The sequence below is a fragment of the Flammeovirga sp. SJP92 genome, from assembly GCF_001583495.1.
In the GTDB taxonomy this organism is placed as follows: domain Bacteria; phylum Bacteroidota; class Bacteroidia; order Cytophagales; family Flammeovirgaceae; genus Flammeovirga.
This window is the reverse complement of record NZ_LQAQ01000020.1, coordinates 37,039-50,792: the sequence shown is the minus strand read 5'-3', so window position 1 is coordinate 50,792 and position 13,754 is coordinate 37,039. Positions and strand designations below refer to the sequence as shown.

The following is a 13,754-nucleotide window of genomic DNA, read 5'->3' as shown; positions in this document are numbered from 1 at the left end:
TTATGAATACAAAAGTTATCATCGTTACCATTATTGCAGCATTGGCAGGGCTACTTTTTGGCTTTGACACGGCTGTAATTTCGGGGACTATTCCTTTTGTACAATCTCAATATGAACTAACAGCTGCTCTTACGGGGTGGTTTGTTAGTTCAGCCTTATTGGGATCTATCTTAGGAGTAAGTGTTTCGGGTTGGTGTAGTGATCGTTTTGGGAGAAAAAATATTCTGATTGCTTCTGCCTTATTGTTCCTGCTTTCAGCTATTGGGTGTGCGGTTTCTGATAGTTTTCAAACCCTTGTGATCTATAGAATTTTGGGAGGAATAGCCATCGGTTTTGCTTCCATGGTGGCACCGCTTTATATCAGTGAAATTGCCCCCAAAAAGCACAGAGGAAAATTGGTGACCATTTACCAGTTGACTATTACATTAGGGATTCTTGGAGCATATTTTTCAAATCATCTTGTACAGGATATTGCTTTAAAAACAACTTCATTCAATGGGCAGTGGCACGAGTTGATGGTCAGTCAATATTGGAGAGGGATGTTTGCTGTAGAATTGATTCCGGCCATTGTATTTTTGATTGGAATGTTCTTCGTTCCCAAAAGCCCGCGTTGGTTGCAGATCAAAGGACAAATTGAAGAAGCAAGAGCTGTTTCTAAGGAATTGGTGATTGATTTGGAAACGCCAGAAAATAACAAAGAGAAAGTAGCCTTGAATACACTTTTCAACGGTTGGCTGAAGAAACCAATGGGCATTGCCATTTTCTTGATGATGTTCTCACAGCTTTGCGGTATCAATGCCATTATTTATTACGGCCCATCGATTTTAGCAGAAGCAGGTTTGAGTATTTCAGATTCATTAGGCGGACAAGTGACCATTGGGATTGTGAACTGCATGTTTACGTTCTTAGCTTTAAAGCAAATTGACCATTGGGGTAGAAAACCATTACTGACATTTGGAGCCATCGGCGTGACGATTGCTTTATTGACCACAAGCGTATTGTTCTTTTTGGATTTGACCAATGGATTATGGATTGTAGGCAGTATCCTATTATTTATTGCTTGTTATGCCTTCTCTTTAGGCCCCGTACAATTTGTAGTGGCGGCAGAAGTATTTCCTACAAAATACAGAGCCAAAGCCATGTCCATAAGTACCCTAATTCTTTGGGGAGCCAATGCCGTAGTCGGGCAAGTATTCCCGGTGCTATTAGAAAGCGGAGGAGCTACATTGACTTTTCTGCTGTTCGGGTTGATTTGCATACCATGCGTCATTTTCATCATCAAAAACATTCCTGAAACCAAAGGAAAATCCCTAGAGGAAATCGAAAACATGTGGACCTCGTAGGGGTAGACCTATGTGTCTACCCGATTAGGAAGATGTCTATCCGATTAGGAATGTGTCTACCTGACAAGAACCACAACACAAACCATACGATAAAAACAACAACACAAACAACCACAACAGTACAAAAGAATGAAGAATTATTTACTAATCGGCCTAGCTTCCTTAGCCATAGGATGCTCAAGCCCACAAAATCAAGAAACATTATCCGATCAAATTGCCAGCGATCAGCAATTGCCCGAGATCAAGAAAATGGGGTTGAATCTGATGAAGTCAGGTTTCAATGCAGGAGACGGTTATGCAGAAGTATGGATTAGAGATTTCAATACCTTTGTAGCCCAATCTGCCAAAGTTGTAGATCATCAATTGATCAAAGAAAACATATTGAACTTCTTTTATATTCAAGAAGAAGACGGAAATATAGCAGATGGATTTGTGACCATTCAAGGAGAATTCAATTCGAATTACTATACACAAAGCGTTCATAAACCGACTTTAGCCTACCACAAAAATACAGTAGAAACAGACCAGGAAACATCCTTGGTACAAACGGTTTACAACTACATTAAAGCCACTGGCGATATATCTATTTTACAGGAGGTAGTAGTAGGAAAAACCGTAGCTCAACGCTTGGAAGCTTCCATGCAGTTTTTATTAAACGAACGTTTTGATGAAGATTACCAATTACTTTGGGGAGCCACTACCGCCGATTGGGGAGACGTACAGCCCGAACACGATTGGGGTGTAGCGTTAGATGAAAACTCTCATTTGACCATTGATATTTATGACAATGCCATGTTCGTCATCGCATTAAATAATCTGATTGAAATGGGAGGAGATAAGATCGATCAAGCAAAGTGGATGAAAGTTAGAAAAGACATCACGGCCAATGTAGCAAAGCATTTATGGGATGAAAAACGTCAGAAATATCGCCCACATCTTTACATTACAGATTCACCGTTCCCTGCTGATTTTGATGAAGATGAAGTGTTTTATCATGGAGGAACAGCAGTGGCCATTCAAGCGGGCTTCTTGAACAAAGCACAAATCAAAACGCAGTTGGATAAAATGATTCAAAATGTAAAGGAATCAGGAGCACCTTCTATCGGTTTGACTTTATATCCTGTTTACCCAGAAGGCACTTTCAAAAACGAAGGAATGCATCCTTATGGCTATCAAAATGGTGGTGACTGGACTTGGTTTGGAGCAAGAATGATTACAGCTTTAATCGACAATGGATTTGAACAGGAAGCATGGGAACAAGCACAACCTATGTTCGACAGAGTCATCAAAAACAAGGGCTTCTTTGAATGGTACACCAAAGACAACAAACCCAATGGATCAGGAATGTTTAGAGGTTCTGCTGGCGTGTTGTTGGATGTGATTGATGCTTTTGAAAATCTTGAACAATAATAAAATCAATTCCACCGAGGATCATCGGCCCACGATTTCAGTCGTGGGCTTTTAATGTTTTATAATTAAAGACAGTACAGAAATAATACGATTTTACAACAACTAAACTGAGATGAGAAATCTAATTTTATGTCTATCCCTATTCTTTATATCAGCGGGAGTAACGGATAAAAAGCCCGACTATAAAAAGGCAAACTTACCCATAGAAACAAGGGTGAAAGATTTAGTGTCAAGAATGACATTAGAAGAAAAAATCCAGCAATTGGATATGTATTCCGGTGGAGATCTTACCAAAGAAGGGATATTGGAAGTAAAGAAAGTAAAGCAAATGCTAGGGGATAAAAGCGTGGGTTCCATCCATGATTATTATCCTGAAAACGCTGCTTTATCCAATGAAGTGCAAAAGTATTTTGTAGAAGAAACTCGTTTAGGTATTCCGGTGCTTTTTATTGAAGAAGCATTGCACGGTTACCAAGGAAAAAAATCAACAGCTTTTCCTGTACCTATCGGAATGGGCAGTATGTGGGATGTCGAATTAATGGAGAAAATCGGTCATGCTGTCGGTAGAGAAACAAGATCAGTAGGTGTGCATATGGTCCTTTCACCAGTATTGGGTATTGGTAGAGAGCCACGTTGGGGCAGGGTGCAGGAAACCTACGGAGAAGATCCTTATTTAGCGGCAAGAAATGGAGTAGCCATCATTAAAGGGATGCAGGGTGATGACCTTACAAAAGATGATGCAATTGTAGCAGAGCCAAAACACTTTGGTGTACATAGTATTCCTGAAGGAGGTAGCAATACATCACCAGTATACATTGGCGAAAGAGAAGCAAGAACCAACTTCTTATATGTTTTCGAAAAAGCATTTAAGGAAGCTGAAGCATTAGGAGCCATGGCGGCTTACCATGAATGGGATGGTATTCCTGCCGCTGCAGATGAGTGGTTATTAAAAGATTTATTAAGGGACGAATGGGGTTTTAAAGGAATGGTGATTTCAGATTTAGGTGCCATTGCTAAGCAACAAAACAGTCACTTCACTGCTGCCACTCCAAAAGATGCCATCGCCAATTCTATAAGAGCTGGTTTGGATATGCAGTTCTATGATTACTCACATGAAGTATTTGAAACTTCCGTTAAAGAAGCTTTGGAAGAGAAAACACTAAGTATGGAAGATATTGATAGAGCAGTATCAAGTGTATTGTATGTGAAATTCCGATTAGGTTTATTTGAAAATCCATACATCGACCCTTCTTTAAAAGAACAACGTTATCACACTCAAGAGCATCAAGAATTAGCCTTAGAGTCAGCACACAAATCCATTGTATTATTGCAAAACAACGAGCAGATCTTACCTTTTTCTGACAATATTAAGAAAGTTGCAGTACTTGGTAAAATGGCTGATGAAGTGAATTTAGGAGGTTATTCTCCAAAAGAAGTAGAAGGAGTATCCATTGTAGAAGCCTTTCAAAATACCAATTATGATGTGACTTACGTGAATCCAAAATTACCTGCCAATGCGTTTGAACATATTGATCCAGAAGTTTTAGTATCAATGGATAACAAGCAAGGTGGATTGACAAGACAATTCTTCAATACGCCTGACCTAACAGGTGAAGCAGTAGTGACAGAAGTAACGTCTGAATTGATCAGAAATTGGCATAACCTAAGTCCTGCGGCAGGTGTAAGTGCATCTAATTACTCTACGAAATATGAAGGTTATATCGTTCCGAAATACTCAGGTGATTATACTTTCGCTTTGGTCGCTGATGATTTAGGGAGAATGTATTTTGGAGATGAATTATTTATTGATTGCTGGAATGAAGAGTCATGGAATGTCACTCGAACACGTACGATCAGATTAGAAAAAGGGGAGCAATACAAGATCAGAATTGAGCATGCAGGTTTGGAAGGCTCCAATGGAATCGGGTTGCGTTGGCAAGTGAAGCCAGATCTTGAAGTCAGTAGATTTTCTATGTATGAAGAAGCTGTTGAAGTGGCTTCGGAATCAGATGTAGCGGTTATTGTAGTGGGAGAATCTTTGGAAGAATCTGGTGAAGGTCTTGATAAAGTAAGTTTGCGATTAAGCACCTACCATAAAGGATTGATTGATGCAGTGCATGAAACAGGAACTCCTATAGTATTGGTATTGCAAAATGGCCGTCCAATGGTACTGACAGAAGAAGTGAATCAAGCCACAGCGATCTTGGAAACATGGTACGCCGGTGAATTGAGCGGGCAGGGAACTGTAGATATCCTTACAGGAAAAGTAAATCCTTCTGCAAAACTCCCAATCACTTTCCCAAGAAGTGAAGGACAGCTTCCGTTGTATTACAATCATAAAAGGTCATCATCTCATCATTACGTTGATGAAGCAAGCACGCCACTATTTGCCTTTGGTCACGGACTAAACTACAGTTCATTTGAATACAAAGACCTTTCGTTAGCAAAAACTCAAATAGCAAAAGACGAAAACCTTTCGGTGAGCGTAAAAGTAAAAAACACTTCAGCAGTAGACGGTACAGAAATCGCTCAACTTTATATCCAAGATGTAGTGAGTTCAGTAGCCACACCAATAATGCAGCTTAGAGGATTTGAAAGAATATACCTCAAAGCAGGAGAGGAAAAAACGATTGAGTTCATTCTTACGCCAGACGATCTAAGTTTGTGGAATAGACAAATGAAACGAGTGGTAGAAGAAGGTACTTTCAAAGTAATGATCGGCGCCGCTTCTGATGATATCCGATTGGAAACTTCTTTTGAAGTGAAATAAATACGAAGCAATAGAATAACGTATACAATTTTTATAGAAATCAGGAGATTTCTAGTGATCATTAGGTACGGATGACGCTGTCGCTTAACATCCGCACCAGTGGTTCTGATTCTTACCTAGCGCAAATGTTAAGCGATAGCGTCATTTGTGCTGGACAGATCATAAGAAGTCTCTGACTTCTAGTTCAAACACTACACATGTTAGCTTAAAAAAGTAAATATCGAATAGGTTTGATATATGGTGAATATCCTGATGCTCAAATGAAATGTGAAAATCAAACAAAACCTCAAGGTAACCTATCTTGAGGTTTTGTTTTATGATGGTTCGTGAGCCACAAGGCATTGTGGCTCTACATAGCGCTATCTTTCCGATTTAAGTATCTCATTGATTGAAAGAGGTTTTGTAGGAATGTTGCATTGCAACGTCCACCGAACCACCATAAAAACCATGTTATGCCCCACAATACGAACCATTTCCTTATTTAGATTGAAAATGAAATACGAATTTAATATCTGTGTTATATATAAATTATTTAAATTCACACAACTTTTACAAAAAACTAATACAGCAAGCAAACTTATATTGAATTTTAGCTAAAGATTTGGTGGGTTAGTGTAAGAGTTATAACTAATTATGAATCAAAACTATTGTACAAAAACAACTACAATGTGACAGGTTGTACAAAATGAATATTGTGCAAAGTGGAAATGAAAGCAGGTTATTATCATAACCTATACAAACGTAAATATTTAAGAAAATGAAACAAACTATTCTAATTGTCATTGGACTAATGCTCTTTTCTTGTTCAAAAGAAAAAACACAAAACGAAAAACTAATTGATTTGCTTGGGGTTATGCCCGAAAAGCCTGAATTACAAATCGATACCTTAGAAACGGTAAAGCTAGAAAACGGAACCAGGTATAAAATTAGTTACCTAAGTGAACCTGCCGGAGGTGTTTTTGATGAACCTGAGGACAGAATCAAGGCTTATCTCTTTGTCCCCAATGGAGCTGAAAATAAAAAACTGCCAGCAATGATTGCCATTCATCAAGACGGTGGCAGTTCACACATCGGAAAACTTGAAACGGCAGGACTTGCAGGACAAGAAGATATGCATTACGGTAAAGAACTCTTTGATAGAGGCTATATTGTAATTTGTCCAGATCGATTAAACCATGCAGAAAGAAGAAGAATACATGAATCTGACACACTAGAAGTGAATGCCGACAGAGATATGAAGCTTTTTGAATTTTGGGGAGCACAACTTTTGCTGAAAGGACGCTCTGTTCCAGGCAAAATGGCGTACGATTTATCAAGAGCAACCGATGTTTTATACACTATGGATTGCATTGACCAAAGTAAAATTGGAGCAATCGGTCACTCAGGCGGAGGTGTTGCCTTATTATACTTTATGGCCTACGATGAAAGAGTCAAACTAGGTGTTTCTTCATGTGGTTTAGTAGAGTTTTTAGATTACTTTGATCAAAACAGTGCCCAACGACCACCTGCAGCTATCGTTATCCCTGGACTAGCAGAAGCAGGAGGTGATGTTGCCTATTTATCAAGTATTTCACCACGACCAATGCTGTTGACAAGAGGTAAAAGTGAGTATGGTAAATGGAATGACATGCAGATTGAGTACAGTAAAAGACATGTAGCCTCAACAGAAAAAATGGTTGCACAAGCAAAGACCACCAACAGTGAGAAAGGAGTTGAAAATAACATAGAAGTAATTTACTTTGATGAAAATAATGGACAGCATTCTTTCCCTCCAAAAGTAAAAGAAGAAGTTTTCAACTGGATTGATAACAAAATATAAGTACTAGGACAAATGAAAACGGGTGTTTCGTGCACCATAGTTAAAACTATGGGCAGGTGATACAGCAACCTAACCAAGACTGAAGTCTTGAAGGTTGATTACGGAGGCAACACTTTAGTGTTGTCGGAGTCAGTATCACTAGCCCATGACTTCAGTCATGGTGCACGTAATTATTGTTCAATTTCTTTTGTCACAGTACTTAAGTACAAATTCAAAATTATCTCATACTAATTCTATTTATTGTTTTGCGATTACTTCCTTCAAAAAACTTTTAATAGAACCACTATTAATACGTTTTTTAGCGTCGTACTCACAAAAAATAAATTAGAATTAACTATGATTTATTTTTGACTTTGTACTTAAAAGCAAATAACTAGGTTGATTAATAATGTAATAGTTCGTAGAGTCTACCATTAGGTGTCACTGCGAGCTATTCTTTTTTTTAGAGCAAAGCTTATATTAATACCCAACCGCTTATCATTTTCCCAATAAAAATTATTCATCAATAAAGATAATGTCAGTTTATGAAGCACAAATTGTGAGCTTTAGAAGAATATTTCGCAAAATTTATACAACCAAAATCTGCTAAATAATTCTATAAGAAAGCAACTATGCAAACTATTAATTTTTACGATACGCTTAACGATCCGAACGTATCAGTACTCATAAGTTCCAAAGCCGAAGTTGTAAAAGGCGATACTCAACATTCTCGTCCTAAAGACTAACAACGATGAAAAACCTTCAACTCTACCATAGAAAAGTGATCCAAAGCTTAATCGAAGACAAGCGGTTTACCGTTGCAGAAATTGCAGAGGGCTTGGAAGTCTCGCCTTCCACCATTTACCGCGAGCTCAAACGCAATACGCATCCTGTAACCAAAAAATACAATGCAGAGTACGCTCATAAGTTGTACCTCGCCCGAAAAAAGTGGGTAGGTTCCAAAAAGAAGAACCCCTTTACACCGCATCCCTACCGAAAAAACAAATACGAACTCTACGCCGAAAGAAAATATATCTATTGGCTTTCAGATCAGTATTATGACCTCAAACTGAAAGGCAAAGACTATGACTTTGTCTATCTTAAAAAATGGTACGCCTATCGCATCGGCAAAAAGTATTACCATCACCAAGACGATTGGGAATACTACGATCTTTGGATGGAGCATTTCCGCCTTATAAGAGTACAAGAACTCCAACCCGGTCCAAAATACTATTGGATGCGTGAACTGATCAAAGAAGCAACACCATTTACCCTCTGGAAAAACCCAATCAACACATTGGAACAGAAGAAGTGCGTCTAAACGTCGCTTAATTCCCCTTTCACACCCCAATTTCTCTAACTGATTTCTTATTCTTCCTTATCTCCGTCCCTTCTCTGGGATTTTTTTATGCCCCAACTTTCTAAAAGTTAGTTCAAGCTTCTCATTTTCCGCTCTTTCAAAATAAAATTGCATTTGCTCACGAATTGAAAATGAAATACAAATTTTTCAAATCGTTTTGTTTGATGTTATTAACAAAGCGCTTATATTGAAACATCTCTTACAAAAAAACTAAAACAGCAAGCAAATATATTTTGAAATTTAGCTAAAGACTTGGTGTATTGGTGTAAGGATTATTAATAATAGATATGCATGCCATGGTGTAAAATATATTAAAGTCGCATTGTGGTGTTTATCTAATTTTTATAGGCATTATAAGATTATGAAAGAATTCATGACAAACGCTGTCGGATTTACTAAAAACCCTCTTGGTATAATTGGTCTATTTATTAGTCTTATTTATGGTTGTAGTTCAATTGTAATGACATCCACGAAATGTTTGGGAGAGACAGAAAGGTTTATATTAATAAGTTTTTTGGTGTTATTTCCTATCATCGTATTAGTAGCATTCTTGTACTTAGTAGTATATCATCACAAAAAGTTATATGGCCCAGGTGACTATAAAGATGAAAATAACTTTAAAGATGAAAATAACTTTGTGGTTTCTTATTTACCAGGTGCTTATCAAGGATTTAAAATATCTCAAGAATTAGATGTAACAGAAGAATTGAACGAAGAGGAAAAAACTCAGATTGAGGAAAATAATAATATTAAAATATCTGATGAAAAGAATAACAGTGTCAATATAAAAAATCTTGTTGACCTTGCTTCAAATACCGCAAAGAATATTCAAGAACAATATCTTAATGTTGAAAATACAATACTTGATAGTATTGAATTAGAATTAGGTAGTCCTGTTAAAAGAAATGTATCAATAAATTTTCAAAACTCTTCTCCAATTACAATTGATGGAGTGAACGAAAAGCAAAACAAAATCACATTCATCGATGTAAAGAATCCTCCGTTTGGGTTAATAGGAAAAGGTTTTCAAAATAGAGCAGAGCAACTTATGAAAGATGTTTTTATTGTTAATGAGGGGAACTTTAAGAACAAAAAAATAAATATTGTATTTGCAATAGGAGTTCAAAGTGGATACCGCAATATTTTAGAAAACAGATTACAAAAAATAAAATCTAAATTTTCAATTCTACCCGAAGGAGTTGAGATTAGGATATTTGAAATTTGAATAAAATGACTTACTAGATAAAAAAGCTGTCTCGTAAATAAATGCTGGGACAGTGGATCAAGTTTTAAGAAAATAGAGGCTAAGCATTCTTATCATAATTCTCCTAACTGATTTCCCCATTCTCTCCTATCTTATACTTTTTTTCCAAAAGTTAGCTAGAATACACATTTTTCACCTCTTAAAAGCAATTTATATCTGTTTGTGAGTTGAAAACGAAATACAAATTCTGAATTCGTTTTGTTTTGTGTTATTCATTAATTTTTTAAATTCAAATATCTCTTACAAAAAACTAAAATAACAAGCGAACATAATTTTGAATTTAGCTAAAGTCTTAGTGTGAGAGATTCCTCATCTTATCTAAAACTAAATATGTTGATATGACACGGAAAACATTACGTAAGTGGACTGTTATTGTAGTATGTTTCTATTCATGTGCAGTTATTGTAGGAATTTGTTTAAGAATACTATTTCCTGATAAGGTTGGAAGTGTAAATGTGGTTTATCAAACCTTTAAAGATTTGGTACCTTTTGTAATTGCTATTCCTGCTGCGTGGTTAGGTTTTTGTTTCCAAAGGAGAGCTAGTTATTTGTCTGCACTCAGAGAGCTGTGGGCTATTTTAATACCTGCTGTTCAACAATCAATTCAATACACTCACTTAAGTAATCCAACTGATCAAGATTTTGCAGCAACACAAAAAGACCTATCAATAGTAATAGATTCTTTAAGGGGAGTTTTTAGTAATATTGGACCAAAGTATTCAGTAGGTTTATATCCTTATGAAAACTTAAAGGATATTTCAAAAATTATAACCTGGCTAAGGTTTTCAACTAATCATACAAAGGATGATCGATATTGGGGTCGAAGAGGAATCAAAACAATTTGGTCATCTATGCATCAGATGCTCTTATTGGAATTTGATAGGGAAATTCCGGTATATCCATTAAGTAAGTTTATTGATAACGAACCTTCTATTGTAGACCACTTAGAAAACCTTGAACGCAAAGCCGATGGGAAGCTTGATAATGAAAAACTGGAAATATACGTAAGGGAGGAACAAAAAAATCAAATAGAACGATTAAAGTCTTGTAACTAATATTCAGTTTTGCTATTAACGAAATAAGTAGTAACCCTATTTTAAATAAGTTTAAAACTCATATAAAAATCTCTTTCGTTAGCCTATTTTGTTTTATGTTATAAGTAAATGATTTACCTTCAGCTAATGCCTATAAAAACTAAACACAGCAAGAAGATATTGTTTTTAATAGGTGTGATAAAGTAAGAACTAAAGCAGGCAAACGATGAAAAGTAAAATGAAAGTGATTATTACATGGTTTATCATTCTTTTGAATACTGTGGCGTATGCACAAGTTGAAAATGTGAATGAGAAATGGTTGGTGATACTCAGTGGTGCGGACAATTTGCAGGACGCTGTCCTATCTCAGAAACGTTATGACTTTAAGACGCAAATTTTGAATTCCTCAGTATACGACAATCTCAATCCTGGTTGGTATATTAATGTCTTAACCCATGAAACGCAACAACAGGCAAAGGCTCAATCCAAGGATTTAAATCAGCAAGGGTTTAAAAGTTATGTAAAGTATTCAGGGAAATATAAAGATACAGATGCCTACATTCTGGATAATCATTTTATTATTATGGGTGGGAAGTATATGCTGACAACGTTTGAAGTGGATGAGGTAACGGAGGTGATCGGTTATGAAGGTGTTGAAGTTGAGGCATTCCTCGTGAAAGCTAAATTTGATCAGAAAAAACTGCCGGCTCAATTAAGCTATTTAAGGGGAAAAGATTTTGTGGTTTACGATAGGGACGGCCGTCAAACGAAAGCAAAAATTGAGGAGTTTTTGGCTGTCAATATTGCAACTCCTTATTGGGGATACATTGTACGTTGGCAGAATGAAAATTGGTCAGAAATTGATATCGCCAAAGAGTTGATGAGTACGGGACGTATGACAATTGCCGCAAAACTAGATTTAGATCCTGATATGGAAGGAGCTGTGGCACACTTGCAAAATGATTTCCATTTCACTTGGAATACAGAAGGTGAAGACGATGATATTACGGAAGAAGCTTTTCAAAAGTTGATGCACCATCCCAAAATGACCGAATATGATTCTCTATTGGTTCAATCGATGAAAAAATTAGAGGACGACTATGATCCCCCAAAACCTCCTATTGATAAACAAAGCAAACAATTGACATTAGGTGATACCACTTTTGTTTTTATGAATGTCATTTACGGTGATTACTGTTACTTTCAACAAGATGGACTCTTTTACACAAATGTTTTTGCTGTTTGGAATAATAAAAGTGATACCATTGATTTTATCGATGATTTTGAAGAACTGGCTCATTTTGAATTTTCACCTTTTTACATCAATGGAACAACACATAACATATTGGGATTTGTAAATAAGAATTATGGAGGGATTTCTACTTATTTAAAATATCCGGATTGGAAGAGTTATAAAATGTACGGTGGTGGTGTAACAGGTTGTGATTAGACTACTTATTAATAAGGAGTTGTCTTTTAATTTGCGGAGTGTTTTATTTTGTGTTATGTATAAAATATTTAAATTCAAGCATCCTCTGTAGAAAACTAAAGCAACAAGCAAACGAATTGAGGTGAATGAAAGAATTTAGTGTGATGCTGTAGGGATTTTTCAAATACTGAGTACTAAGCCAAAATAATTGATAATTTCTTGTGAGTGCGACTCAAAAAAATGAATAAATAGTGGTTCTATTGACCGTTTTTTTAAGGGAGGAATCTCAAAACAAAAATTGGAATCAGGATTAAATAATTTTGTCTTAGTACGTACACTTATCATTTTTATGAAATCAAAATTAATACTATTCCCACTGTTCTGCTTTATCATTGCATTTTCAGGCAAAGTGCAAGCACAAGAAGAGATGACGCTTACCGGTCAGGTATTTTATGGAAAAAGAACGTTTATAAACTTTGATACGCCCGAACAAACGGATACTCTTGCATTGAAGAAGTTTAAAGTTTATCTCTTAAAATCTTTAAAACAGGATGCGGTCCAAAAGAAGATCTTCAAAGCGAAAGAAAGCAACAATTTCAAATTCACGATACGTCAAAAACAGTTGAAGAGATATAAATACCTTGAATTTTACAGCAGGCATTTGTCTTCCAATTATATTATCAAGCTCGATACTTTATCTCAAAGGAATTTCTCTGTAATGGTGGATGATATTCCGGTGCTTATAGCAAAACCGATCATCTATCTCTATCCAGAAAAAGAACAAACCGTTCAATTGACATTAGATTTTAAAGGTAAATTACTGAATACCTATCCAAAATACGATAAAGGCTGGACAGTGAAAGCCTCTCCTGACGGAAAACTAATAGACACAAAGGATGGAAGAGAACATGAATACTTATTTTGGGATGGAACCTATACATTCAGTAAAGAACACTACGATTACAAATCAGGTTTTTATGTAAGGCGAGCAGATTACATACCGTTTTTACAATCTAAACTCAGTCACATCGGACTAACAGACAGAGAAGCCAACGATTTCATTGCCTATTGGCTACCCGAATTGAATAAAAATGAAATCAGCTTCATCCATTTCAGAATCAACGACAATATAGATAACACAGCCTTTATCTCCTGTGTTCCCCAATTTGACACTCACCTAAGAGTGTACATGGAGTTTAAAAAAGCATCAAAAAAGAACATTGGCTCATTGCCTGAATCAAAATTACCGAAGATCCAAAGAAAAGGATCAGTCCTAGTAGAATGGGGCGGAGCAGTAATCAAAAATGACTAACGAGTATCGTATGTAATTTTTTCTAAAGTGAAAT

General features: G+C 36.3%; 9 protein-coding genes. All 9 read left to right on the top strand.

What is annotated here, in order from left to right:
• Positions 1-2: 2 nt before the first annotated feature.
• Positions 3-1,343, top strand: coding sequence for a sugar porter family MFS transporter (locus tag AVL50_RS06645; protein ID WP_062615707.1), 1,341 nt, complete (start codon positions 3-5; stop codon positions 1,341-1,343).
• Positions 1,344-1,472: 129 nt separating this feature from the next.
• Positions 1,473-2,753: a GH36-type glycosyl hydrolase domain-containing protein gene (locus tag AVL50_RS06640; RefSeq protein WP_062615706.1), complete on the top strand. Its 1,281-nt coding sequence runs from the start codon at positions 1,473-1,475 to the stop codon at positions 2,751-2,753.
• A gap of 112 nt (positions 2,754-2,865) precedes the next feature.
• Positions 2,866-5,523 (top strand): glycoside hydrolase family 3 N-terminal domain-containing protein, encoded by a 2,658-nt coding sequence (locus AVL50_RS06635; protein ID WP_063850587.1) that lies wholly within the window; start codon positions 2,866-2,868, stop codon positions 5,521-5,523.
• A gap of 757 nt (positions 5,524-6,280) precedes the next feature.
• Entirely contained in the window at positions 6,281-7,342 is a 1,062-nt protein-coding gene (locus AVL50_RS06630) for a S9 family peptidase (RefSeq protein ID WP_157491180.1), read from the top strand.
• A 730-nt stretch (positions 7,343-8,072) separates the two neighbouring features.
• Positions 8,073-8,642 (top strand): helix-turn-helix domain-containing protein, encoded by a 570-nt coding sequence (locus AVL50_RS06625; RefSeq protein ID WP_062615703.1) that lies wholly within the window; start codon positions 8,073-8,075, stop codon positions 8,640-8,642.
• A gap of 400 nt (positions 8,643-9,042) precedes the next feature.
• Complete coding sequence (locus tag AVL50_RS06620; RefSeq protein ID WP_062615702.1) at positions 9,043-9,906, top strand: hypothetical protein; 864 nt, start codon at positions 9,043-9,045, stop codon at positions 9,904-9,906.
• Between the two features lie 377 nt (positions 9,907-10,283).
• The gene (locus tag AVL50_RS06615) at positions 10,284-11,000 is read left to right on the top strand and encodes a hypothetical protein (protein WP_062615701.1); all 717 of its coding nucleotides are present in this window, start codon (positions 10,284-10,286) and stop codon (positions 10,998-11,000) included.
• Between the two features lie 205 nt (positions 11,001-11,205).
• Positions 11,206-12,429, top strand: a complete 1,224-nt coding sequence (locus AVL50_RS06610; RefSeq protein WP_062615700.1) for a hypothetical protein — start codon at positions 11,206-11,208, stop codon at positions 12,427-12,429.
• 328 nt (positions 12,430-12,757) lie between these two features.
• A complete protein-coding gene (locus AVL50_RS32700) occupies positions 12,758-13,720 on the top strand; it encodes a hypothetical protein (RefSeq protein WP_062615699.1) in 963 nt (320 codons plus the stop codon).
• The last annotated feature ends 34 nt before the right edge of the window (positions 13,721-13,754 follow it).